The 24,190-nt window shown below is 61.8% G+C and carries 21 protein-coding genes; 12 read left to right on the forward strand and 9 right to left on the reverse strand.

Features of this window, described 5'->3' with window-relative positions:
• Both JHD73_RS07075 and JHD73_RS07080 read right to left on the reverse strand, forming a co-directional pair.
• Window positions 1-252: hypothetical protein (locus JHD73_RS07075; protein WP_199029175.1), on the reverse strand; the 252-nt coding region annotated here is incomplete at its 3' end.
• A gap of 95 nt (window positions 253-347) precedes the next feature.
• Complete coding sequence (locus JHD73_RS07080) at window positions 348-1,004, reverse strand: GDSL-type esterase/lipase family protein (protein WP_199029177.1); 657 nt, start codon at window positions 1,002-1,004, stop codon at window positions 348-350.
• Between the two features lie 341 nt (window positions 1,005-1,345).
• On the opposite strand from JHD73_RS07080, the gene JHD73_RS07085 reads away from it, so the two are divergent.
• The gene (locus JHD73_RS07085; RefSeq protein ID WP_199029179.1) at window positions 1,346-1,762 is read left to right on the forward strand and encodes an organic hydroperoxide resistance protein; all 417 of its coding nucleotides are present in this window, start codon (window positions 1,346-1,348) and stop codon (window positions 1,760-1,762) included.
• Between the two features lie 68 nt (window positions 1,763-1,830).
• Window positions 1,831-2,397, forward strand: a complete 567-nt coding sequence (locus JHD73_RS07090; protein WP_199029180.1) for a thioredoxin family protein — start codon at window positions 1,831-1,833, stop codon at window positions 2,395-2,397.
• A 5-nt stretch (window positions 2,398-2,402) separates the two neighbouring features.
• Here JHD73_RS07090 and JHD73_RS07095 read toward each other — a convergent pair whose 3' ends face one another.
• The 5 genes from JHD73_RS07095 to JHD73_RS07115 all read right to left on the reverse strand — a co-directional run bounded on the left by JHD73_RS07095 (window position 2,403) and on the right by JHD73_RS07115 (window position 6,904).
• Window positions 2,403-2,792, reverse strand: coding sequence for a DUF2784 domain-containing protein (locus JHD73_RS07095; protein WP_199029182.1), 390 nt, complete (start codon window positions 2,790-2,792; stop codon window positions 2,403-2,405).
• A 74-nt stretch (window positions 2,793-2,866) separates the two neighbouring features.
• On the reverse strand, window positions 2,867-3,232 hold the full coding sequence (locus JHD73_RS07100; RefSeq protein ID WP_199029184.1) for a response regulator: 366 nt from the start codon (window positions 3,230-3,232) through the stop codon (window positions 2,867-2,869).
• A gap of 26 nt (window positions 3,233-3,258) precedes the next feature.
• Complete coding sequence (locus JHD73_RS07105; RefSeq protein ID WP_199029186.1) at window positions 3,259-3,792, reverse strand: hypothetical protein; 534 nt, start codon at window positions 3,790-3,792, stop codon at window positions 3,259-3,261.
• 11 nt (window positions 3,793-3,803) lie between these two features.
• Window positions 3,804-4,520, reverse strand: coding sequence for a methyl-accepting chemotaxis protein (locus tag JHD73_RS07110; protein WP_199029188.1), 717 nt, complete (start codon window positions 4,518-4,520; stop codon window positions 3,804-3,806).
• Entirely contained in the window at window positions 4,520-6,904 is a 2,385-nt protein-coding gene (locus JHD73_RS07115) for a HAMP domain-containing protein (protein ID WP_199029190.1), read from the reverse strand. The genes JHD73_RS07110 and JHD73_RS07115 overlap by 1 nt, the downstream gene beginning before the upstream one ends.
• A gap of 273 nt (window positions 6,905-7,177) precedes the next feature.
• Here JHD73_RS07115 and JHD73_RS07120 point away from each other — a divergent pair, with 273 nt between their 5' ends.
• The 3 genes from JHD73_RS07120 (at window position 7,178) to JHD73_RS07130 (ending at window position 8,181) form a co-directional block, all read left to right on the forward strand.
• Window positions 7,178-7,336 (forward strand): hypothetical protein, encoded by a 159-nt coding sequence (locus JHD73_RS07120; RefSeq protein WP_199029192.1) that lies wholly within the window; start codon window positions 7,178-7,180, stop codon window positions 7,334-7,336.
• Window positions 7,337-7,365: 29 nt separating this feature from the next.
• Window positions 7,366-7,761, forward strand: coding sequence for a DUF1801 domain-containing protein (locus JHD73_RS07125; RefSeq protein WP_199029194.1), 396 nt, complete (start codon window positions 7,366-7,368; stop codon window positions 7,759-7,761).
• A gap of 87 nt (window positions 7,762-7,848) precedes the next feature.
• Entirely contained in the window at window positions 7,849-8,181 is a 333-nt protein-coding gene (locus JHD73_RS07130) for a DUF2322 family protein (protein ID WP_199029196.1), read from the forward strand.
• Between the two features lie 22 nt (window positions 8,182-8,203).
• Here the strand turns inward: JHD73_RS07130 and JHD73_RS07135 are convergent, their stop codons facing one another.
• On the reverse strand, window positions 8,204-8,944 hold the full coding sequence (locus JHD73_RS07135) for a response regulator transcription factor (protein ID WP_199029198.1): 741 nt from the start codon (window positions 8,942-8,944) through the stop codon (window positions 8,204-8,206).
• A gap of 118 nt (window positions 8,945-9,062) precedes the next feature.
• Window positions 9,063-12,446, reverse strand: a complete 3,384-nt coding sequence (locus JHD73_RS07140) for a hybrid sensor histidine kinase/response regulator (protein ID WP_199029200.1) — start codon at window positions 12,444-12,446, stop codon at window positions 9,063-9,065.
• Window positions 12,447-12,889: 443 nt separating this feature from the next.
• Between JHD73_RS07140 and JHD73_RS07145 the strand changes: the two genes are divergently transcribed.
• From JHD73_RS07145 to JHD73_RS07175, 7 genes are all read left to right on the forward strand, one after another.
• Entirely contained in the window at window positions 12,890-13,567 is a 678-nt protein-coding gene (locus JHD73_RS07145) for a response regulator transcription factor (protein ID WP_199029202.1), read from the forward strand.
• 539 nt (window positions 13,568-14,106) lie between these two features.
• Window positions 14,107-18,366, forward strand: coding sequence for a YadA-like family protein (locus JHD73_RS07150; protein WP_199029204.1), 4,260 nt, complete (start codon window positions 14,107-14,109; stop codon window positions 18,364-18,366).
• A gap of 98 nt (window positions 18,367-18,464) precedes the next feature.
• On the forward strand, window positions 18,465-19,145 hold the full coding sequence (locus JHD73_RS07155) for a response regulator transcription factor (protein WP_199029206.1): 681 nt from the start codon (window positions 18,465-18,467) through the stop codon (window positions 19,143-19,145).
• Window positions 19,146-19,294: 149 nt separating this feature from the next.
• Window positions 19,295-19,813: a fimbrial protein gene (locus JHD73_RS07160; protein ID WP_199029208.1), complete on the forward strand. Its 519-nt coding sequence runs from the start codon at window positions 19,295-19,297 to the stop codon at window positions 19,811-19,813.
• A gap of 115 nt (window positions 19,814-19,928) precedes the next feature.
• The gene (locus tag JHD73_RS07165; RefSeq protein ID WP_199029210.1) at window positions 19,929-22,418 is read left to right on the forward strand and encodes a fimbria/pilus outer membrane usher protein; all 2,490 of its coding nucleotides are present in this window, start codon (window positions 19,929-19,931) and stop codon (window positions 22,416-22,418) included.
• Window positions 22,415-23,155: a molecular chaperone gene (locus tag JHD73_RS07170; RefSeq protein ID WP_199029212.1), complete on the forward strand. Its 741-nt coding sequence runs from the start codon at window positions 22,415-22,417 to the stop codon at window positions 23,153-23,155. Before JHD73_RS07165 ends, JHD73_RS07170 begins: the two co-directional genes overlap by 4 nt.
• Window positions 23,152-24,168, forward strand: a complete 1,017-nt coding sequence (locus JHD73_RS07175) for a fimbrial protein (protein WP_199029214.1) — start codon at window positions 23,152-23,154, stop codon at window positions 24,166-24,168. The genes JHD73_RS07170 and JHD73_RS07175 overlap by 4 nt, the downstream gene beginning before the upstream one ends.
• Window positions 24,169-24,190 lie beyond the last annotated feature (22 nt).

Genomic DNA, 24,190 nt, shown 5'->3' on the forward strand with positions numbered 1-24,190 from the left:
CACGCTTGGCACATAGAACAGCGCAGACAAGCCGGGCGTCTTGAGCCCCAGTTCAATCAGCCCGCCCATGGCATAGCAGAGCAGCCCGCACCAGATCCATCGTCGCATGTAGGCGAGCAACCAGTGCGCGTGCGCCTTGTTGAAACGCCACGCTGCGGAGCGTTCGAACAGGTTGCCGTGGCTGGCATCCTTGAACAGCCAGCCGAAGAAGAAGTAGCGATACAGCAGGGTGCAAAAAGCCAGCTCTTGCATGATGACTCCTTCACCTCCTCCAACTGCACGGAACCGATTCAATCCAGCGTATCAAGGAATCAGCGTATTTGAAGCCGATTCAACATCCTGCTCCATTACGGTGCAGCAAGGCGCTGCCGTATCAACTGCTCGACTATCGGGCGCAGCGCTTGCGCCACAACGCCATACCCCTTGGGCGTCAGGTGCTGGCCGTCGACCTGGTATTCCTCTAGCGGGGCAAGGTGGTTGAGTTCATCCACGGTCGGTACACCTAGCGGCGCGACCGCCTGCTGCTTGGCAGCATTGCCGCTCACGATCACACCGATCTTGCGTGCATGCAGCCGTTGAACAACGGCAACGATGTTGTCTTCCGTATTGCCGCGGCTGGCCAGCGGACGCCGCGCGTTGTAGCGCGTGTCATTGCCGCCCGGTTGAAAGATCACGATGTCGGTGCCCTCCGGCACGGCAGCATCCACGCGTGACAGCGCTTCGGCCGTGGTCTGGCCGTTGGTGCCCGCGTTCCTGACTTCCACATCAAAGCCATCGCTGCGGAGCAATCTTTCCAGCTGCGCCGGATACGCGTCGCCGCGCGGCAGGTTCTTGCCATACGTGTTGCTGCCGCCAAAGGCCACGATATGGATGACACGCCCCACCTGGGCGTCACACGGTTTCGCATCCACCCCAGCCTGACAAGGAGAAGGCGTTGTCTGCGCCCAACCCTCGCTCGCACACAGCAGGGCCACCACCAGCATCCAGCCACGCATCAGGTTCATCACGCCTCCAGCCTCTACGTATGCCACCACGATCTGCGGAGCATACGGATCGTATACCCGGCGTCGACCAGATTGCCTGCTTCGAAATGACGAAGTGCCGGCTCGCAACACGGCGGTGCGAACGCTCTCCATGCCGCTTCCCCGCCACTTCGCACGGTTTTTGTATGCGTTTGTATCTGTCACCCACCTCGATACGCGCCCTGACAGAAAGGGGGCCCGGGCGCTACGTGCGTGATACGTCCGCCGTCTTAAATGCGTCTCGTGGCCCGGCGCCGAACGCAAGCAAAGCGATCTCCGGCCGCGCAATCCCAACGCAAACCCTCTCTCCAAGGAACACGATCATGACCCGCATCGAGAACGTGCTGTACACCGCCAACGTCCACGTCACGGGTGGCCGCGACGGCCAAGCCCAGAGCAATGACGACCGCCTGAACCTGAAGCTCTCGCCCCCGGGCAGCAGCGGCCGCGGCACAAACCCCGAGCAGTTGTTTGCCGCAGGGTGGTCAGCCTGCTTCATCGGCGCGATGGGCCGTGCTGCCAGCCAGATGAAGATCAGGCTGCCGGCAGACCTGGCCCTGGATACCGAAGTGGACCTGGGCACCACCGACGATGCGTACTTCTTGCAGGCCCGCCTGAACGTCAGCCTGCCGGGTCTGGACCGCGAGGTCGCGCAAGCCGTGGTGGAAGCTGCCCACCAGCTCTGCCCGTACTCGAAGGCCACGCGCGGCAACATCCATGTCGAACTGAATCTGGTCTGACGCCATTCACAGCCAGCCTGGTGTGATTGGGCTGGCGACCACCCTCAACTTTCTACAGGCTAGAGATCATGCGCATCGACTTACGCGCCGCCCTGGTGGCGATTGCCATTGGTGCGGCCTACTTTGCCACCACCGGCGCACGCGCCTACAGCCCATTCAGCGCACCGGCGGCCAGCGGCAGTGCTGCCCCAGAGTTCACCGGCATCGACCAATGGCTGAATTCCCCACCGCTCACCATGAGCAGCCTGCGCGGCAAGGTGGTGCTGGTCGATTTCTGGACGTACTCGTGCATCAACTGCATCAACACGCTGCCGTACGTGAAGCAGTTGCACGAGAAGTACAAGGATCAAGGGCTCGTTGTGGTGGGCGTACATACACCCGAGTACCCGTTCGAGAAGTCGACTGCGAATGTGCAGGCCGCGCTCAAGCGCTTCGACATCCGCTATCCGGTGGCGCAGGACAACAGCTATGCCATGTGGACGGCCTTCCACAACCAGTACTGGCCCGCCCAGTACCTGATCGACGCCGATGGCCGCATCGTCTATCAGCACTTTGGCGAAGGGCACTATGCAGAAACGGAAGCCGCCATCCAGAAGCTGCTGGCAGAACGCAAGCCGGCACAACCCACGCGTTGACGCCATCACCCCAAGGGGGATGACGCCTTGGGGTGTGGCGGAACGCGCCACCACGTGAGCACCACTGCCAGCAGAAACACGGCATAGCTCACGGCAAACACCCACAGCGGCAAGTCGTAGTAGAGCAGCGCGCTCACCCAGCGCTGGATGAAGCCGCTTGAACCGGCCGAACCGGTGCGCAGCCAATCCTCCAGCACCGTGAGCGGACACGGCACATCAAGCACCGCCAGCCCGGCAACGATGCTGATGGCCGCGAGATGGACAAAGCGGAAAACGCGATGGCGCGCCCAACTGCGCCTGAGCGCGGCGCCTACCCAAACTGCGACCAGCCCGCCCACGATGAACAGGACGAGCACCGCATGCAGCACGAGCACGGCATCGGCCAAAGCAGCCATGGCGTCTGGGTACGCTCGATATTCGAAGATGCCTAGTTTCGCCCCAAAACCAGTATGGCGCTAAGGTGCGGGGCTCAACTCGCCAGCTTCTTGAACGTCTCCAGCACAGCCTCCCCCTTGAAGGGTTTGACGATCCAGCCCTTCACACCAGCCGCCTTGCCGCGGTCCTTCATGGCCGGGCTGCTTTCCGTGGTGAGCATGATGACGTTGACTGTCTTGTTGCCCAGCTCGCTGCGCACCTTCTCAACCATCGTCAGGCCGTCCATGTTGGGCATGTTCACGTCGCTGATGACCAGTTTGAGGCCCGGGTTGGCCTTGATCTTTGCCAGGCCGTCCTTGCCATCCACGGCGGTATCCACCGCCAGGCCGTTCTTCTTCAGGAAGCCGGCCACCTCGTCGCGTACCGTGCTCGAATCGTCGACCACCAGAATCTTGCTCATGGGTTTTTCCTCTTTCTCAATCTGAATCAAAACAATTCCAGTTCACCGCTGGACTCGACTTCGTCACGCACGTCGGCCACGAAGTTCAGCGGTGCATGGGTGCACACACACACCGTGGCGGCCGCCCGCACGGCGTCATTGATCGTGACCGTATAGGCGGCCATGTACCCCGGCTTGAGCGCATCCAGGTACGGCAGGCAGCGCGCGCTCACCATATAGGGCGTCGACATGCCCAGGTCCGGAAACACTTGCAGCAGTTCCTGATTCACCGCCCCGCAGCACAGGTTGCCGATCTCCAGCAGCGCTTCCTCAAACGAACGGCCCGCGCCTTCTCCGGTGAAGTACGCACGCGTCGCCTCGTCTTCATCAAAGCGCAGCACCAGCAACAGACGGAATGCGATGGACGAGATGGTCAGGATCATGGCCTGCTCACCGCCAACGGCATCGCCCTGCGCTGCGGTGGCCACATCGCAGGTATCTTCCGCATGCAGTGCGAGCCTGGAGCGCGCGGCCTTGCGGAAGATGCGGTCGAAGCTGTCTTGCGCGTTACTGCTGATCACGTCGTATCTGCCTAGTGAAGCTGGGTTTGAAACTGGTTGGCCAGCGCCTCAACGCTCGACAACGACGCCGTGATCATCTTCCCGCCTGCCTGAATGTCCTGGAACGTGGCGGTGGTGGTCAGATCATTGAGGTGCAGGCTGTTGCGATAGCTCTTGGACAACTCTTCCGACCGCGCTGCAAGCGAACGCACCTCGCTGGCGACCACGGCAAAGCCACGCCCCGCGGTACCTGCACGCGCTGCCTCAATGGATGCATTGAGCGAAACGATCACCACATGGCGCACGATCGACTGCAACTCCTGGTTCTTGGCGTGCATGTCGTGGTTCTGTTCCATGAGCGAGATCATCTGCTCGTGCCAGCGCTCAAAAGTCAGTGCCAGGCCACGCAGGCGTGCAGCCTCGTCAGTAATCTGCCGGGCGCGGCTGGCCCATTGTTCCTTGGCCTCCGCAGCCGACTGCAGCTCGGTGCGCAACTGCTCGACAAGTTCTGCCTGGTCGGATGCAGCGCTCTGCATCTGCGCGACGGTGGCTTCCAGCCTCTGCACATCACGCGTGCCGGCCTCCACTTGCCCGGCTTGTTTCGCCAAGTCACTCGACAGTGCGGCGATGCGGTGTTCGGCGTCCCCCAGCATGCGGGCAACCGCGTTCACGCGGCGCTGCTGCGCCAGCCATACCATCACACCCAGCACCAAGCCGCCGGCCAGCGCGGCCAGAACAATCGATCCCATCACGACGCTTCCTTGTCCATATCCAGATGCATATCCGGCTGGCCACCGAGTGCCGCATTCACGCTGTCCACCGCAAAGCGCTCGGGCAGGCAGACCACGGTCTGGAACTGGCGAAACGCGGCGCCCTTGTGGTCATCGGTAAAACGCAGCTCGATGCGCCCCTGCTCGCGCTTGAGGAACTCCAGCACGGCATCCATGCCAACGCCCCGGCCAGACACTTCCGTCACGGTCTCGGCGGTTGAAAAACCCGGTCGGAAGATGAACTGCGCGATGTCCTCATCGCTCGGGCGCTCTTGCGCGCCAATCCAGCCGCGCTCCACAGCGATGTTGCGGATACGGTCGAGCGCCAGGCCGCGTCCGTCATCGCACAGCGTGATCTGCAACATGCCTTGGTCGACACCAACCTCAAGGTCGATCGTGCCGGCAGCCGATTTGCCCTGCGCCGTGCGCACATCAGCTGTTTCGATGCCGTGGTCGATGGAGTTGCGCAGCAGATGCGTGAATACGTTCTGCAGGATGCCGCCGGCCTCCGTGCGCACGCGGTAGCCGTTGTCGTCGATGCGCACTGCGGCCGGCTCCTTGCCCAGCTCGCGCGCCAGCGACGGCAGCGATTGCAGCACGCCCGACAACATCTCATCCACCGTTTCGCTGCCCAGCAGGCGCAGCAGGTGATAAACGGAATCGCGCATCGAGACCAGCTCGTACAGGCTGCCGGGGTTGGCCGACTCCAGCAGGCGCAGGCTTTCCTGAATACGCGCCATGGCGTCCGGCACCACCTGCACCGCACTGCCCTGGGCTGCACCACCCTTGCGGCCCAGCTTGTTTTCGTTGATGCGCGCGTAGTTCTCGATGGCCTCGCGCACGCGGGTCAGCTCTTGCATCAGCCAGTCCTGGTCCCACGTGTGCTCGCTGCCGGGCTCGCGCAGGGCATGGTAGGTCTGCTCGGTCTCATGCACCACGTTGGTCAAGTGCTGCAGGTTGTATGTACGCGCATTGCCTTTGATGGTGTGCATGTTGCGGAACAATGCCGCAATGGCCGCACTGTCGGCCTGCGAGTACTGGCGGATGATGCGTTCGTTCTCGTGCACGAAGCTGGTGGAGCTGTCGATGAAGTGCTGGAATTTCTCCTGGCTCACTGCCAGGATCTCGCCAATCATCTCCAGGTTGCGACGCTGCTCGCTGGCTTCAGCCGCCAGCTTGCGCAGCTCGGTCACATCACGCACACACAGCATCAGGCGCAGGATGGTGTCGCTCTCATCCGTAATGGCCGACCACGACAGGTCCAGCGTCTTCACGCGGCCATCCGGCATGCGCTTTTCCACTTCGCTCGCCAGCAAGTGCTGGTTGAAGGCGAAATTGATGACGTCCTGCCCCAGGCATGCATCCACCGCTGCGTCCACCTGCGACAGCGCATCGGCGCCCAGGCTGGTATCGGCAAAGATCAGGTCCATCAGCTTGCGGCCTGCAATCTCCTGCGTCTCGAAAATCGACTCCAGGTAGATCGAGTACTCCTCGTGCACCACCCCGCCATCGACCACCGTCAGAATGCCCTGCTGCATATTCTGCAGCATCGCCTGAATGTCGGCCGTCTTCTGTTTGAGTAGCGCCTGGTTCTCCTGGATTTTCTCGATCATCTGGTTGAACGCCACTACCGAATGACCGATCTCGTCCATGCGGCCGACCGGCACGCGGCGCGTGAAATCCTGGCTGGTGGCGATTTCGCTCATTTCGCCCTGCATGCGCGTCAGCGGCCGGGTGATCTGGCGATACAACAGCATGCCGATGGCGGTCAGCAGCACGATGGCCACACCGCTCACCACACCAATGGTGGTGGCCGTGCTGGCGAGCTTGCCGTTGAGGCCGGCGATGGCGTCGTCCTTCTCGCGGTTCTTCTCAATGCGCAGCGTCTCAACAATCTTCTCCAGCACATCGCGATAGCTGGCCACATTGGCAAACAGGAAGGCCTGCGCAAGCTCGTTCTTGCCTTGCACCTTCATGTCGGTGGTCTGCTGGATGGCCTCAAAATAGCTGTCGACGGTTTCCTTGGCCTGCGTAACCAGCCCCTCCTGCGCGTGACTGTTGGCGCGCTTGGCCTGCACGTCCAGCGCGGCACGCAGCGCGGCTTCCTTGGTCTTCAGGTCTTCCTTGGCCTGGCTGACGATGTTGTCGTCGGGCGCATACACCAACACCATTGTCGCCAGTTGCACATCCTTGACGAGCGACACCAGGTCGGCCGACGCCAGCGCGCTCGGCACTACGCCCTCTGTCACCTGCTTGACCTCGGACGCACTGCTGCGAGTCTGGTAGACCGCATAACCGCCAATGGCCGCCAAGGCGACAAACATCAGCACGATCAGCAAAGTAATACGATGACGAATAGTCATTTGAAATTCTCTCGGTCCAATCGCCACCCCCTTCAAAAGTGGGGGGCATCCTTATGCGTTACCGAACTTCGGAGGCGCAATTATTGGAGTCGAAAGATGACCAATCGATGACTGCCACAGCAGAAATCAGGGCATTGCAACATCGCGCCGCTGCGTGCGAGCATCGGACTGCACACCCGTATCCCGCTTGGGTTCTGGCTGAAATGGCCGCGCACCCTACTCAAGTGGGGAATTAACGGAAAAGGCTCAAGTTCTGAGTAATCTCGCCGTTAAATGAACGCCGCTTTATTATCTTTTTATTTTCAGATTCATTTTTCCAAAATCAACCCGGATTTCGGAAAAAAGGCGTTTCTAAGCTTTCCACTGAATATCTGCGGCCATACCCGCACAGCGTTGCCGATTGGCGACCGCCCCGCGTTCCTGCCAGAATGATCTGCTGATCCCACCAGGAGGCAGACCCCATGAAGAAAAGCGCACCGGAGAACGCGGCACCTGCATCTGAACTGATCGACGCGAAGATCGCTGAGCTGGATGATTGGCGCGGCGAGATGCTCGCCAAGCTGCGCGCGCTGATCCTGGCCGCCGACCCTGAGGTGGTTGAAGAATGGAAGTGGAGCGTGCCTGTCTGGTCGCACGACGGCATCCTCTGCACTGGCGAGACCTACAAGCAGACGGTAAAGATGACGTTTGCCAGGGGCGCTGCCGTACCGGACCCTGCAGGCCTCTTCAACTCAAGCCTGGATGGCAACACCCGGCGCGCGATTGATTTTCGCGAAGGCGACAAAGTAAACGAGAAAGCGCTGAAGGCACTCATCCAGGCCGCTGCTGCGCTGAACACGTCCACCGCACGGCGCTGAGGTTCGAGGTTCACGTTGGCTGTGCCAGAGCAGCTAACATACGGCCCATCCAGGGCCGAACCCTGGCCAACCAACGGAGCATTCCCAGTGATTCAGCCGAGCAACGTATTCAAGGACAACCTCACCCAACTGCCCGCCATTGACGGCATCGAGCGCATCGACCTAATCGATGGCAAGGGCGCCGTGGTGGCCGACATCGAGAACAAGCCCGGCAAGCAAGGCTCGCTGGCGGTGTATCACTATCTGCAGCAGGCCTTCGGCCAGCTCGACGCCAAGGCTGCCGAGCATGGCCTGGCCGTGTTTGCCGAGCACACGGTGGATGCACGCAACCGCCCGGGTGCCCACCCGAATGTTGATCGCCTGCTCGCCATCGCCGCCGGCGGTGAGGCGCTGCAGATCAACATCATCGCCCGCGCCTGACGGCTTCTCTCGCGCTGCGTGCTCAGGCTTGCAGCGCGAGCGACAGCATAGGATCGGTCAACTGATCGATCCCCTGGTGTGCGACGCGCTCAAGGCGATAGCCCACGTTGTAGACCGCGCGCAGCCGCACACCATTCTCTTCATGCAACCCGAGCTTGAGCCGCAAGCGTGAGATATGCGTATCGATCGTGCGCGTCATCTGCAGCGTCGTGCGCCCCCAAACCAGCGCGAAGATGTGGTTGCGCGACAGCGTGCGGTCCATGTTGGTGAACAGCAGCAGCACCAGGCGGGTTTCCGTATCCGTCAGGTCAGCCTGCTCGCCACAAACCTCGACGACGCGCCGGAACGGGCTGATCTCAAAGTTGCCGATGGTGAAGCTGGTCTGCTGAAAGCTCGCCGGATACACGCGCCGCAGAAGCGCAGTCACGCGCGCTGCAAACACCGCCGCCCCGGTGGGAATATCCACGTAGTCATCCGCGCCGCCGTTGAGCAGCTTGGCAATCTCGCCGGAGTCGAGCGTGCTGCCATACACCAGCAAAGGCACGCTGTGCTGCTGCCGGGCGCGCAACACTGCAAGCGCGTCCAGGCTATGTGCGCGGCTCAAACCGTTGTGCAGCACGACCAGATCGTATGAGGTCTGGTGAACGGTGCGCAGCAGCGCATCCAGGCTGAAAAAACGAACCACGTCGTGCCTGAGCTGCCCCAACGCGCATTCCACCCAGTCCCCTTCGATCGTGCCGGAATGAACAAGTGCGACATGCATGGCGATCCCTCTATCGTCTGAACTTAAGGCGCCCTCGGGGGGCGTCATCGTTACAGACTTTAAAGACCCGAAACCCAGCCGGATATTGGACGCGTACGAAATTGAGTCTGCCGCCGCCTCAGTTCGTGAGGTCAACCGGTGCACGCTGCTCGAACATATGCTCAGCATGCTCGGCCAACGCATCCAACTGCCGCAGGATTTCGATGCCGGCCCCGCCTCGCAGCAGCAGGCCTTCCAGCTGTTGTGATGCCTCCACCAGTGCCACCTCACGCACCACAGCAAAACCGCCCTTGATGAAGTGCATGGACTTGGCCGCCTTGTGGAAGTCGGATTCCACCACGGCGGTACGCGCCTCGTGCATTGATGTGCGGAACGATGTGGTCAGCGCTGACCAGATCTCGTGCGACAGCGGGCCGCCGTTCTCGAGGCTGCTCACATTGGCCTGCGCCTTGTTCAGATGCTGCGCGACTTGGCTCTTGCGCTCGGCAATGGGCTGCAGCGCCTGCACCAGGGCGTCAATCGAAAGCGGCTTGACCAACATGTCCGTCATGCCGGCGGCCTCACACGCGGCACGCTCTTCCACGCTGGCATGCGCGGTCACGGCCAGAACAGGTAACGTCGCCCCCTGGTTGCGCAGGGCACGGCACAGCGCAAAACCATCCATGCCAGGCATGCTCAGATCAGTCAGCACCACGTCGTACTGGCTTGCATTGAAGTGCTCCAGTGCTTCGCTGCCGCCCGCGGCGAGCGTGACATCGTGGCCAAGCAGCGTCAGCTGATCACGCAGCAGCAAGCGGTTCACCGGGTTGTCTTCTGCCACCAGCACACGCAGCACAGCCCCGTGCGCCTGCGCTGGACCCGGCACATCGTTCTGTGTGGGTACAGCAAACTCGCGGGCGCCGCCCAGCAACTGCATCAAGCTGCGCAAGCTGTAGCTGGAGATGACCATGCGTCCGGCATGGCGGGTTGGCTTGCGCGGCCCGTCGTCGATCACGTCGATGACACGTCGGGCACGTGCCACCAATGCGTCCTCCTCCGCCAGCGGCCAGTTGCGTGAGCTGCCATGCACCAGCAGCACATCGCACCCGGTGGGCAACGCCGCCGGGGATGCACTCACCTGCACACGTGCACCGCGCGACTGCAGATGTGGCACCAGCGCCTGCGCCCAGACCTCGTCGCCGCACAGGAACGCGATGGCGACGCTCTGCAACGGCTGGGATGGCTGGGACACAGCATCCGACCCGCTCGCCACGCCCAGCACCAGCTCAACAGTAAACGTCGAACCACGCCCCGGTGTGCTTTGCACCCGCACAGCCCCATGCATCAATTCGGCCAACCGACGGCACAGCGCGAGGCCCAGTCCGGTACCACCAAACTTGCGCGTGATGGAAGTGTCGGCCTGCGTGAAGGCTTGGAACAACGCGCTCTGCTTGTCTTCGGCAATACCGATGCCCGTGTCCGCCACCTTGAACGCCAGCCGCGCCTGCTCGCCGTGCCCGCTGAGCGGCTCTACCGCAATGCATACGCTACCCGCCTGTGTGAACTTGATGGCATTGCTCAGCAGGTTGTTGAGAATCTGCCGCAAGCGTGTCGGATCGCCCAGGTAGCGTTGCGCGAGGGTGGGCGCAATTCGGTAATGCAGCGTCAGGTCCTTGGCCTCAGCCACTGGCAGGAAGACGGCGATGACCGACTCCACCACCTCCACCACATCAAACGGGATCGACTCCAGGTGCATCTGGCCGGCTTCGATCTTGGAGAAATCGAGAATATCGTCGATCAGTGCAACCAGCGTATGCGACGAGGTAGAGACCACTTCCAGCCGATCGCGCTCCACACCGTGCAGCGTTTGCGCGTGCTGGATGAGCTCGAGATTACCGAGAATGGCATTCAACGGCGTGCGAATCTCATGACTCATCGTGGCGAGAAACGAGGACTTGGCGCGGTTGGCCTCTTCCGCAGCAGTGCGGGCGTCGTTGAGCGCGCGCTCGGTCTGCTTGCGTGATGTGATGTCGATAAAGCTGCAGAGCAGCGCGTCTTCGCCCTGATACTTGGTGGGGACAAGATCGACATGCAGTTCGGCGATTCGCCCGCCCGGCCCATCGACTTCGATCTCGCGGCTGACTGCGGCGCCTGGTGCGTGGTGGTCTTCACGATACGCGCCCAGCAGCCTCCGGTGCAGTGGGTGGCCCTGGGTGTGGTAGTGGCCAGCCACCTCGTTCTGCAGCAGTAGTTCGCCCGACCCAAACGCAATCAGGCTCAGACCCACAGGCGCCGTCCCGATAATGGTGCGGCTCAGGTTCTCGCTTTCGTACACTCGCAGCGACTGAAGGTATGCAGGCCGGAACACGCGATAGTGGAACAGCAGTACAAAGGTCCAGATCAGGACCAACATGACCAGTACTGCGGCCACATACGCCCACAGAGAATCCTGCAGTGCGCTCAGGATCGTTCGCCACGAATAGGTGTAGACCAGCACCCAACCGGTTTCGGAAAGGGGCTCGCTGATCGTGAACACGCCGTCGTGATAGCTGCTGTCGGTTTGCGTGAGCCCGCGCTTCCACATGCCGTCCTGCACCACCTTCATCGTCAGCGCGTGAGCACGCTCTGGCGACGTCTCCTGACTGCCGAAACCTTCGAGCAGCACATCACCGCTCTTGGACAGCAGCAGCATGTTGCCGTCATACGGCGCCTGATCGAGCCGATTGGAAAGCACCCGGACCGGCAGATCGCTCACAAACACGATGAACGGCTTGTCACCGTCAAACGCCGGCTGCACGAGCTTGAACACGTTGTCGCCCGTAAACGGATCGGTATGCGGCGGTATCCACATGACCTTGCGGCTCTCCAGCAGCTTGCGGTCAACCTCAGGGTCATTCAGATCTCCAATATCCTTGGCCAACGCATGGATGAGCTCGGCCAGTGAATGCGCTTTCACGGCCTGCAGCGGATCGCCCGTTCTTGGCGGCGGCATGATCGATACGAACTTCTCGTCGGGCGAGTAGTAATAGCCGGTCAGCAGTTGACCCCGTTGGCGGGCACTGGCACTGGCGGTAAAGGCCTGTTCCTCGCTGAATGCAAGGTAATTGGAATAGGCCTCCGGCGCTTTGGCTCCCAGGTCTCCCAATGCAAGCTGGGGTTCAAGGCTGGGGTTGGCCCGAAGGTAAGCACGCCCCCCCTGCATCTTGAAATCACGCAGCAGGGCAGCGCGGGCGGGGCGATGTTCACCCCAGAGGAATTCCGCATTGATGACTCCGCGCTGAAGCGCGGCCTGCTTGGTCTCTACATCAATCAGCAGCAACGCCTTGTGGGTAATGAAGGTTTCTCGCCCGTCGGCAATGTAGTTCGAGATCTTTACGTAGGCCCCGATTCCAGCCACAACGAGAACCACCAGCGACAGCACGGCCGCACCGCCAAACAGCATGCCGCGTTGCATCTTGCCGAAGGCGCCCAGCTCCTTGAATCCGGGCACACGGCGCAGCCAATGCGGGGGTTGGGTCAACATGGTGTTCTTGGTGAATTTGACAAAGCGCTACTGTATTGCGCCGTTGCGGCCCTGTGCGTCTGCGCCGTGCTTTTTCGTACTTGTACGACGCATCTTGAGCCTTTCGATCTTGTCCTATTATGCGAACGGGCCGGGAGACCGACAATGCACTGCGCAATATTGTGCGTTCACTGTCCGAATATGCCAGTCAGATCGGTTACGCCTACGTCGTTGATTGGGCGATCACACCCCTGTCAACACAGACCCTTCTGGAGCCGGGGCGCCTTTCAGCGGCAAAGAAAAGCGCTCTATACTGCATTTGAATATGGTCTTACGTGTCCCCCTCCAGGATCGACGGGAATCCATCCTGTAAGGACGAAACGGGCTGGCAGAGCACCAATAAGTACATCGCTGCGCGACAACAACAATCGCACCATCGCGTCAAACCGGGGAATCACATCACCATGAAGGATCCTGTTCGGCTGCTGCTGGCGGACGATCATCCAGCCATCATTGCAGGGGTGAAATTTGCTGTCGGCAATGCAGAAGGCATCGAGATCATCGGGACGTCACCAAGCTCGACCGAGATGGTCGCGTTCCTGGATCGAAACCCGTGCGACGTGCTGGTGACCGACTACGCCATGCCTGGCGGCAACTATGGCGACGGTATCCCGCTGCTTTCCTTCATCCTGCGCCGCTACCCCGGGGTGCGCGTGCTCGTGCTAACCATGATGGACAACCCCGCCGTGCTCTCGGCGATTGCCGCGACGGGTGTGCAGGGTGTTCTGAGCAAATCCGACGACCTCACGCACATCGTGCCGGCCGTGCATGCCGCCATGCTGGGGCAGTCGTACTTCTCGCCAACGGCACGGACCATTCTGGATACGTCCAAAGAGACACAAGGCCCGGGCACACAAACCCTGACGCGCCGCGAAAGCGAGGTGGTGCGACTGTTCGTGTCGGGGCTGTCGGTTGGGGAGATTGCCGAGCGGCTGCACCGCAGCAAGCAGACCGTCAGCACACAGAAGAACTCCGCCATGCGCAAGCTGGGCCTGGAACGTGAAGCCGACCTGTTCCGCTATGCGATTGAGACCGGCCTGGTTTCTGCCGCAACAACCGCGCAGCCCGACGCCAAGATTTGAAGTTCACGTGGTTTTGCCGGCGCCCGCAACAAGCGGCTCCAGGCTGGCGCATTCTGCATGCTCCCATTCGTGCATTTGCGATCGCCGTTGATGCGGCGACGCAAGCATGAACTGATTCAGTTGAGTAAGAAATGCCCTCTGCTCCGCAGCAGAAAGCCGGGCAAAGCCAAGAAGAAGGTGTGCGAGAGGCAGGGAAGTCAGGGGCATCGTCTAAGCATCTTGAGGGCCGATCAAACATCGTTGCCTGATGGGATCGATTGTCGGATGAACCCCGCCCGCCCGTAATCGGACGACAACGAAATGCATTGCGCATCTCTACACACAGAGTTCGGCCCTGGTGAATACCGCTCGCCGCTGCAGCGCCTGTACTGAGGCACGATCCTCCTCGGCTGCGCCCAACCCCTCCCCCCGCTTCGTACGAGTACGAAATCAAGACGACTCAGTACGAGGTGCAGTCGTTTTAGTACTCGTCAGATAGTTTAAGAATCGTCTGAAAAATACAGTGACTCCCGTCAGATCAATCCATCTCAGGAGTCACCATGAACAAGACCTATCGCAGCATCTTCAACACGGCCACCGGCACCTGGGTGGCCGCCTCGGAAACCGCCAAGAGCCGCAGGAAGTCCGGTGGTCAGCGCACGCTGGCACGCGTTTCGGTTGTACTCGCCGCCGTAACGCTGAGCCTTGGCGCTACGCAGTCCTTCGCTTACGTTGCCGGTACGGGCGCGCAACAGGGCAATGCCAACAACACCGTCATTGGCGATAACGCCAACGGTAGCGCAGCAGGCTGCAACAGCACCTACCTGCCCGGCTCTGCATGCAGCACGATCATCGGTAACAGCGCCTCTTCAACGGCTGGAGCGACCACGGTCATCGGTGACCACGCCTCCGCAACGGGTTCCAACTCCACCGCGATCGGCGCGTACGCCAGTGCTGCACAATGGTCCCAAGCCATTGGTGCTGGCGCGGCAGCCACGGGTGGCTGGGCCACGGCCATTGGCCAAAGCGCTCAGGCGACCGCCACCAACACAACCGCAATCGGCACCAACTCCACGGCGCTCGGCAACGGCGCGACGGCGCTTGGCAGCGGCGCGCACGCCACGCAGCAAGATAGCTTTGCGATGGGTTGGAATGCCAATGCCACCGCGCAGGGTTCCATGGCTTTTGGCACAAGCGTAACGTCCGCTGGCGTCAACGCCGTGGCGCTGGGGATGGGAGCAAAAACAACTGCCAATGACTCCGTCGCCTTGGGCTCCGCCAGCGTGGCCGACCGTGCCAATACCATCTCGGTCGGCGCGCAAGGCAGCGAACGCCAAGTGGTGAACATGGCCGCCGGTGTTGCCGATACCGACGCGGTGAACGTCTCCCAGCTCAAGCCGGTGCTTACCGGACTGGGCGGCGGCGCATCCATTGACCCGGCCACCGGCGTGGTGACGGGCCCAACCTACAAGGTGCAGGGCGGTACGCAAGACAACGTTGGGGCAGCGCTCGACGCGTTGAATGACGGTGTCAACGACCGCGTTGCTTACGACAAGAATGGCGACGGCAGTACCAACTACAACAGTGTGACGCTGGGCAATGGCCTTGCGTCTGGCCCGGTGGCACTACACAACGTGGCGCCAGGTGTCGCTGATCTGGATGCGGTGAACATGTCGCAGCTCAACGCGACCAACGCGCAGGTCGCACAAAACACCACGGCCATCGAGAACATGGCGAACGGCAGCCGATTCATTGCCGCGTTCCAGAACACGGGTACGGCGGCATCTGCGCCTGTAGGACCGAACTCGCTCGCCGTGGGACAAAGCGCAGTGGCCAGTGGAAACGCCGCTAACGCGTTCGGTTCCAGCGCCAGAGCAACCAACAACGGTGCCACCGCTGTTGGCAATAGCGCATCAGCAGGCGGAAACAACGCAACAGCAATCGGCTACGGCTCCAACGCATCCGGCGGAAACGCCTTTGCCATCGGTACGAGCTCCGCCGCGGCAGCGCAGGGTAGCGTTGCAATGGGTGCCAATGCCAAAGTAAACGCGAGCGCAAGCAGTTCAACCGCGCTGGGCTACGGTGCCACCGTGGCAGCAAACGTGACATCTGCTGTTGCGCTGGGCGCGAGCAGCACCAATACGCGCAGCAACACCGTTTCAATGGGCTCGACCGGAAACGAGCGCCAAGTCACCAACGTCGCTGCAGGCACGGCTGATACCGACGCAGTCAACGTCAACCAGCTCAGCGCGGCAACCACCCAGCTTGGCGATCAAATCACGACGGTGAACAACAACCTGACCACGCTCGGGGATCAGATCACCGCCGGCCAAATCGGGCTGGTGCAGCAGGCAGCTGCCGGTGCGGACCTCACGGTAGGTGCCGGCACGGACGGCACACGCGTGAACTTCGCCGACAAGGATGGCAACACCCGCACACTGGCCAACGTCAGCGATGGTATTGCCGACACCGACGCCGTGAACGTTGGCCAACTCAACACGACGGCCACGCAGCTTGGCGACCAGATCACGACCGTGAACAACAATGTGACCAAGCTGGGCGACCAGATCTCGTCCGGTCAAGTAGGCCTGGTACAGCAAGCTGCAGCCGGCGCTGACCTGACCGTCGGCGCCGGCACCGACGGCGCACGCGTGAACTTTGCCGACAGGAGCGGCGCAACCCGAACGCTGGCGAACGTCAGCGCGGGCACTGCCGCCACCGATGCGGTGAACGTTCAGCAACTGCGTACTGAACTGGCCAACGCCAGCGCAAGCGACATGGCCTACTTCCAGGCAGACGGCTGGAGCAACAAGGCAGACGTTGCCAAGGTTGCCGCTGGCTCCCGGGGCGTGGCGATTGGCGCCAATGCCAATGCAACCGGCGAGAACTCCGTTGCCCTGGGTGCGGACTCCGTTGCCGATCGTGACAACGTGGTCTCGGTGGGCTGGGGCATGGGCGGCAACGGCACGCGCCAGATCATCAACGTGGCCAATGGCAACGAGAACACCGACGCAGTGAATGTGCAGCAACTCAAGCCGGTCATTGCGGGCCTTGGCGGCGGCGCCAAGATTGACGCGAACACGGGCGTCGTCACCGGCCCGACGTACAACGTGCAGGGTGGCACGCAGAACGACGTTGGCACGGCACTTGACGCACTCGACACCGGACTGACGACTGCGCAAGGGGACATCGCCAATCTGGATGGCCGTGTCACGAACAACGAAACCAATATCACCGACCTGCAGAAGCAGATTGGCGACGGTTCGGTGGGCCTGGTGCAACAAGACGCGACCACCCGCAACATCACGGTGGCGGCTGGCACCGATGGGGGCGTGGTGGACTTCACCGGCAAAGCAGGTGCACGCCAACTGACCGGCGTGGCCGACGGCACGGTGACGGACGGCAGCACCGACGCGGTGAATGGCTCGCAGCTGTATGCAACCAACCAGCAAGTGGCCAAGAACACGGGAGACATCACCACGATCAACTCCAACGTAACCGCCCTTGATGGCCGCGTGACGACCAACGAAACCAACATCACCAACCTGCAGAAGCAGATTGGCGATGGTTCGGTGGGCCTGGTGCAACAAGACACGACCACCCGCAACATCACCGTAGCCGCTGGCACCGACGGAGGCGTGGTGGATTTGACCGGCACGGCGGGCGCACGCAAGCTGACGGGGGTGGCGAACGGCACGAGCGACCACGATGCAGTGAATGTGAGCCAGCTCAAGCAGAGCGGTTTGATCGACAACAACGGCAATGCGCTGGCAGCCGTGACGTATGACGTGAACACAGACGGTTCGGTCAACTACAGCAGCGTGACGCTTGGCGGCCAGAATGCAGCAGGCCCGGTGCAGCTCCATAACGTCGCAGATGGCACGGCAGAAACCGACGCCGTGAACCTGCGCCAACTCAAGCAAGCCGGCCTGGTCGACAACAACGGCAACACGCTGGACGCCGTGACCTACGACGCAGGTTCAAACCGCACGCAGGTCACCTTCGGCAATGCGGGGGCACCGGTGCTGCTGTCGAACGTGCAAGCCGGCATGGCGGATACGGACGCGGCCAATGTCGGCCAGTTGCGTGGCCTGGCCAGCGGGCTGGGCGGCGGAGCCGGGATCGGTGCAGACGGTGCATACATCGCGCCGAGCTATACCTTCAACGACGTGACCTACAACAACGTGGGTGACGCCTTGAGCGGGTTGGCAACGCAGATTGGCCAGACCGGCGACCGCATCACCACGGTTGAGAAAGTGATCTCCACGGGTGAGTCCAACGCACACGTTGCCACCAGCGGCGATCAAGCCAACGCGGCCTCGGCAACCGGCGGCGACGCGGTGGCAATTGGTGCCGGCGCCTCGGCATCGAACACGAACAGCGTGGCGCTGGGCGCGGGCTCGACCACAGATCGTGACAACACGGTCTCGGTCGGCTCGGCCGGCAGCGAGCGCGCCATCACCAACGTGGCAGATGCCGTGATGAGCACCGATGCCGTCAACAAGCGCACGATGGATACAGCAGTGGCAGGCGCCAAGAGCTACACCGACCAGCAGATCGGCATGGTGCAGCAAGCACTGGGAGATGTCTCGCGCAAGGCCTACTCCGGCATTGCCGGTGCCACGGCGCTCACCATGATCCCGGATGTGGATCAGGGCAAGACGATTGCGGTGGGCGTAGGCGTGGGCTCGTATCAGGGCTATGCAGCATCTGCCATCGGGGTGAGCGCGCGCCTGAACGATCGCATCAAGGTCAAGATGGGCGCGAGTGTGAGCGGTGCAGGCACCACCTACGGCGCAGGCGCGTCGTATCAGTGGTAACGCAGTCAATCAATCAATCGATCGATCGATCGGCACAGAACGGCCCCCGTCTTTGGGGGCCGTTTTCTCGCCACCGATCCGGACGTGTGTTGAATCCAATGAAAACTCCCATTCGACTGTTGCTCGCTGACGATCACCCCGCCGTCATCGCCGGCGTGCGCGCGGCGATCGAGCCAATCAGCGACATCAGCATCATCGATACGGCCTGTAGCTCCACCGAGGTGGTCGCACTCCTGGATCGCCAGCCGTGCGACGTGCTGCTGACCGACTACGCCATGCCCGGCGGGGATTACGGAGACGGTGTTCCGTTGCTCTCGTTCCTCATGCGTCGCTACCCGGCCTTGCGCATTGTCGTGCTGACGATGCTGGACAACCCGGCAATCCTGTCGGGAATCATCGCCACAGGTGTACAGGGCGTGCTGAGCAAATCCGACGATGTCGAACACATCGTGCTTGGGGTGCGCTCCGCGATGGGGGGGAAGACGTACTTCTCGCCAACCATGCAAGCGATCTTCAACACAACGCGCGAGTTGCAAGGCCCCGGCATGCGCCCCCTGAGCCGCCGAGAGACCGAGGTTGTCCGCCTGTTCGTGTCGGGCTTGTCGATTGGTGAGATCGCGCAGCGCCTGCAAAGAGGCAAGCAGACCGTCAGCACGCAGAAGATGATGGCCATGCGAAAGCTCGGCATTGAGCGCGAAGCAGACCTGTTCCGCTATGCCATCGAGGTGGGATTGGTCTCTTCATCGGCAGCACTGCCGGATGCCCATCCGCGGTCCTGACACGCACGTCCTCCCGGTTTCGTTGTCAGCGTGCACCTCGCAGTGCATTTCGAACGCGTCCGATTTCGGACTGACGGCGTACTGCCAATAATCGCATCGCGTGCACAAACACCGCATCGCATCTAACAACTTCTTTGAACTGAAACCCCATGAAAAAAGCTCTCGCAGCCGCTGCACTTGCAGCCCTGTCCGCATCCGCCCTTGCTGCCGGCACCGGCAACCCGGGCACCATCACGTTCAACGGTGAAATCGTTGCAGGCGCCTGCGGCATCAGCGGCGACACGCTGGACCAGACCGTCTCGCTGGGCCAGGTTCCGGCCAACACGTTCGCCAAGCTGGGGGACCGTTCGCAAGCCACGCCGTTCAACATCCAGCTGACCGACTGCGACACGACCACCGCCAAGAACGCGTTCTTCACGTTCACCGGCACGGCCGACACGGTCACCCCGGGCCTGTTCGCCACCACCGGCAGCGCCAGCAACGTGGGTGTGCGCCTGCAAAGTGCCGCCGGCGAATACCTGGACAACGGTACCGAACAGAAGGCCCCGGTCGTGCTGTCCAACGGCAACAACACCGTTCAGTTCGCTGCCATGTACGAAGCGACCGCCGCAACGGTCACGCCGGGCCTGGCCAACTCGGTGGCCAACTTCACCGTGCGTTACCAGTAAAGACAGTGCTACGTGCGCCCGACACATCGGGTGCACTTTTGGGGGGCGCGAGCCCCCTTTTTTCTTCCTTTTCTCCGCCTCGCCTGCCGGAAGTGCCCCCCCCGGCCTCATCGACGTGAACCTCAAGCTACGCGTGCTCTGCGCCAGCCTTGCCGCCCTCGGTCTAACAGCACATGCTCGGGCGACCGAATTCAATTCATCGTTCCTCAGCATCGATGGGGCAAACGACGTGGACCTCTCGCAGTTCGCGCGCGCAGACTACACACCACCGGGCACCTACCTGCTGGACGTGGTACTCAACGGTCAGCTGCTGCAACGCGAGAGCATCGTGTTCGTGCCGTCATCGTCAGATCCCGGCATCAGCCAAGCCTGCCTGCCGGCAGCCCTGGTGGATCAGTTTGGCTTGAAAGCAGCCATTCGAAACGCATTGCCCACTACGCAGGAGAGCAACTGTGTCGACCTCGGCACCATTGAAGGCGCCTCTGTCCGGCACAACAAGGGCAAGGGGCAGCTCCAGATCACAGTGCCGCAGGTGGCACTGGAATATGCAGACCCGAACTACATTCCGCCGCAGCGTTGGAGTGATGGCATTCCGGGCGCGATGCTCGACTATCGCGTCATCGGCACCACACAGAATGCACCCGGCGGAACCACCAATACGCTGCAAGCCTACGGCACAGTCGGCGCAAATGCGGGCGGCTGGCGCCTGCGGGGCGACTATCAAGCGCAGACATCCTCTGGCTCGGCGGCCAACTTTGGCGGCTCAAGCAGCGCGTTCCAGTTCAATCGCCTGTACGCCTATCGCGCGCTGCCCAGCATTCAGTCGACGATCTCGCTCGGGCAGACGTACCTGAGCTCCGACATCTTTGACACGTTCGCACTGGACGGCGCAGCCATCCAGAGCGACGACCGCATGTTGCCGCCCGGCATGCGCGGATACGCCGCGCCCATCACCGGCGTGGCACGCACATACGCCATGGTGACGGTATCGCAGCAGGGGCGCGTGCTGTATGCCACGCGCGTGCCCCCCGGTGCGTTTGCGTTGCAGGATTTTTCCGCCAACGTGCAAGGCACGCTGGACGTCACCGTGCAGGAAGAAGATGGGTCGGAGCAGCACTTCACCGTCACCACCTCTGCGGTGCCTTTCCTCGCACGCGAGGGAGAATTGCGCTACAAGGCCGCCGCGGGCCAGCCGCGCTTGTTTGGTGGGAATGGCATCTCGCCCACCTTCGGTTTTGTTGAAGCCGCTTATGGCCTTCCTCACGAGCTGACGGTCTACGGCGGTACCATCGGGGCAGACGGCTATGCATCGGTAGCGTCTGGCATGGGTAAGAACCTGGGCAAACTGGGCGCTATCTCTGCAGACGTGACCTTCGCCCGTGCCCGCCTATGGTGGAACGGCGATACGCAAACGGGCCGCTCGTATCGCTTCAACTACGCCAAGCATTTCGACACGCTCGATTCGGACCTGCGCTTTTTCGGTTACCGCTTTTCTGATCGCACCTACACCAGCTTCCCGCAATTCTTTGGCGACCCGACCGCTGCCGGCCTGGCTGGCAGCCGCCAACGGGTTTCCTTGTCATTGGCCAAACGACTGGGCGATGTCTCAGCCTTCTTGTCGTTGGACCACACCAGCTATTGGAACCGCTCGCCGGATGATCGCCTTGGGTTGACGCTGACGCGCACGGTGTCGATCGGCTCGGTACGCAACATCTCGCTCAACGTGTCGGCGTACCGCACGCGCGGCGTGACGGGCAACGGCAATCAGGTCTTCCTGGCGATGACGATTCCGCTGGGCAACCGTCAAGTGGTGTCGACCAGCGTCACATCCTCCAGCACGGGCGGCACCAACATCAGCACGGGCTACTCCGGCGGTGACGACCATGGACTGAGCTATGCCGCCTACGCCGGCACCAACGACGGTCGTGCATCGTTCAGCGCCAACGTGCGCAAGCAGACCAGCGCAGTGCAAGTCAATGCGCAGGCCTCGGCCACCGGCAATGCCTACAGCGCAGCCTCGCTTGAGTTGGATGGCTCCTTGGTGGCAACGCAATACGGGATCGAGCCGCACGCGGTCGGCACCAATGGTGATACGCGTCTCCTTGTTTCGTCTGACGGCGTGCCGGATGTGGCCTTCTCCGGCTCGCAGGCCAGGACGGACGCCCGCGGCTATGCCGTGATCGGCTCGGTGGCGCCGTTCAACCCGTATGACGCCCGCGTCAATACCAACGCCATGTCACTGGAGACCACGGTGGCCAATCCTGTACAGCGCGTCGTCCTGACGGATGGCGCCATCGGCTTCCTGCGCTTTGACGCCACGCACGGAAGCAACGCCTTGGTGGCACTGACACTGCCATCGGGCAAAGAAGTGCCGTTTGGGGCTTCCGTCATCGACCTGACCAGCGGCAAGGAGTTGGGCATCGTTGGCGAACATGGCGTCGTGTATCTCGCAGGCGTTCGATCGGACACCGTGCTGTCCGTCCGGCAAGCGGACCATGCCGTCTGTGAAGTCGGCCCCGTCAAGCAAACGCTCCACCTGACGCCAGACCCCATCCCGATGTCCTGCGTGGCGTCGGCCACCCCCACTCCGACACCCTCATCATGAAGCGACGCTTTCCTACCCATTTCTACCGGCTAGCCAGTATTGCCCTCACCCTGCAACTGTGTGCCGCAGCCGCTCAGGCTGCCGTGGTGCCGGATCGCACCCGAGTCATCTATAACGCCGATGCGCAATCGGAAAGCCTGACCATCGCCAACAAGAGCACGACCTACCCCTACGTCGTGCAGTCATGGATTGAAGACAGCGCTGGCAAACGCATCACATCGCCATTCATGGTGCTGCCGCCACTGCAGCGCATCGAGCCAAACGAGCGCAACGTCCTGCGTATCGTGAAACTGCCGGGCGATGCGCTGCCCACCGACCGCGAATCGGTGTTCTACCTGAACGTACGCGAGATCCCACCCAAGACCGACGCGCAGAACGCGATCCAGATCGCCCTGCACTCCAAGATCAAGCTGTTCTATCGGCCCAAGGGTGTACAGCCCAAGCAGGATGAAGATGTGTCTCTGGCGATGACGCTGCGGCTGGATGCTGCACATCACAAGCTGGTGTTCGATAACCCGACGCCTTATCACGTCACCGTGGTTGAGTTGGCCGCCGGTGAAGAGAAGAAGACGCTCAAGTTCGACGCTGTGATGATCGAGCCCAAGGCCAATGCCGAAGTGGACTTCACCGGCACGTTGCCCAGCACGCTCTATGTGTCGCACATGAACGATTGGGGCGGGCAGAACGCTGTCAAGTATGCGTGTGACGCCACCCTTTGCCGGAGCGTGCAGCCATGACAACGCATTGCGGCTTCTTGCGGCGGGCGGTACTGCAAGCACTGCTTGGCCTGGCTTTTCTCTTGGGCTCGCATTCGGCACTGGCAGTGCGCTGCCTCACCTCGGGCGGTGCTGATCAATTCATCGAACCCATCGGCTCGGTCCAAACCTATCCGGTCAACGCTCCCGATGGTTACGTCATCTGGATCTCGCCCACCCGCACTACCACGGGTGTCTGCTACAAGGATCTGGGCGGCGGGTCCTTGACCTACGACGATCCGATCTCCTTCTATGCCAACCCGGCCAAGATGGACCCAGCTGCATGGGGGCTGGAAATCGGTATCCGTTACAACGGCGTCGACTACTTTGGTGCGGGCAATCTGCCCGGCACGGGCGTGCCAACAGGCTATGTGGTGCCGCCCTGCTCAAGCAGCGACTATTCTGCGGGCCTCTGCCCGAAGGTTCCGGTCAGCATCAGCTATCAGGTGGTGGTACGCAAGCGTGGTACCTGGGTGGGTGTGCCGCAAGACACCTATCCAGCATTCCAGTTCGATGGTCTGAATGGCATCAACTGCTGCAACACGAGTTTCCGGTACATCCTGAGCGGGCTGGACAACCTGAAACCCACGCCGTGCATCGTTGATGTAACCGTCACACCTGAGCCCGGCATTGTCGACTTCGGGCAAGTGCAGGCCACACCCACGGGGTTCTCACCGACCGCCCCCGCCAAGCCGTTCAGTCTGGCGCTGAACAAGACGCAGTGCACAACAGGGGTCAACATCAACGGCTACTTTGAAACCGCCAATCCGGTGCAGAACAACCTGATCCTGCCCACGGCCGACAGCAACTTCGGCATCAGCATCCAGGATCAGCACGGACAGCAGTTGCCGATCGGCGAGCCGTTTCCGCTGGCGAATTTTGGTGCCACCGACACCCACATCGACGTGCCCATGAGCGCCACGCTCAAACCGCTCGGCGCGCCGAAGATCGGGCCATTCACAGCCGTGGTGACAGTGCAGATCCTGTACGACTGACAGGGCGGCGGCACCGCTCAGG

It is taken from the genome of Ralstonia sp. ASV6, assembly GCF_016429285.1.
GTDB classification, from domain to species: domain Bacteria; phylum Pseudomonadota; class Gammaproteobacteria; order Burkholderiales; family Burkholderiaceae; genus Ralstonia; species Ralstonia flaminis.

Coding starts and splice junctions, on each gene's coding strand:
- JHD73_RS07155 (WP_199029206.1), top strand. CDS start 18,465: ATGAAAACTCCCATTCGACTGTTGCTCGCTGACGATCACCCCGCCGTC.
- JHD73_RS07090 (WP_199029180.1), top strand. CDS start 1,831: ATGCGCATCGACTTACGCGCCGCCCTGGTGGCGATTGCCATTGGTGCG.
- JHD73_RS07120 (WP_199029192.1), top strand. CDS start 7,178: ATGAACGCCGCTTTATTATCTTTTTATTTTCAGATTCATTTTTCCAAA.
- JHD73_RS07095 (WP_199029182.1), bottom strand. CDS start 2,792: ATGGCTGCTTTGGCCGATGCCGTGCTCGTGCTGCATGCGGTGCTCGTC.
- JHD73_RS07145 (WP_199029202.1), top strand. CDS start 12,890: ATGAAGGATCCTGTTCGGCTGCTGCTGGCGGACGATCATCCAGCCATC.
- JHD73_RS07125 (WP_199029194.1), top strand. CDS start 7,366: ATGAAGAAAAGCGCACCGGAGAACGCGGCACCTGCATCTGAACTGATC.
- JHD73_RS07135 (WP_199029198.1), bottom strand. CDS start 8,944: ATGCATGTCGCACTTGTTCATTCCGGCACGATCGAAGGGGACTGGGTG.
- JHD73_RS07110 (WP_199029188.1), bottom strand. CDS start 4,520: ATGGGATCGATTGTTCTGGCCGCGCTGGCCGGCGGCTTGGTGCTGGGT.
- JHD73_RS07150 (WP_199029204.1), top strand. CDS start 14,107: ATGAACAAGACCTATCGCAGCATCTTCAACACGGCCACCGGCACCTGG.
- JHD73_RS07160 (WP_199029208.1), top strand. CDS start 19,295: ATGAAAAAAGCTCTCGCAGCCGCTGCACTTGCAGCCCTGTCCGCATCC.
- JHD73_RS07115 (WP_199029190.1), bottom strand. CDS start 6,904: ATGACTATTCGTCATCGTATTACTTTGCTGATCGTGCTGATGTTTGTC.
- JHD73_RS07175 (WP_199029214.1), top strand. CDS start 23,152: ATGACAACGCATTGCGGCTTCTTGCGGCGGGCGGTACTGCAAGCACTG.
- JHD73_RS07100 (WP_199029184.1), bottom strand. CDS start 3,232: ATGAGCAAGATTCTGGTGGTCGACGATTCGAGCACGGTACGCGACGAG.
- JHD73_RS07140 (WP_199029200.1), bottom strand. CDS start 12,446: ATGTTGACCCAACCCCCGCATTGGCTGCGCCGTGTGCCCGGATTCAAG.
- JHD73_RS07085 (WP_199029179.1), top strand. CDS start 1,346: ATGACCCGCATCGAGAACGTGCTGTACACCGCCAACGTCCACGTCACG.
- JHD73_RS07080 (WP_199029177.1), bottom strand. CDS start 1,004: ATGAACCTGATGCGTGGCTGGATGCTGGTGGTGGCCCTGCTGTGTGCG.
- JHD73_RS07170 (WP_199029212.1), top strand. CDS start 22,415: ATGAAGCGACGCTTTCCTACCCATTTCTACCGGCTAGCCAGTATTGCC.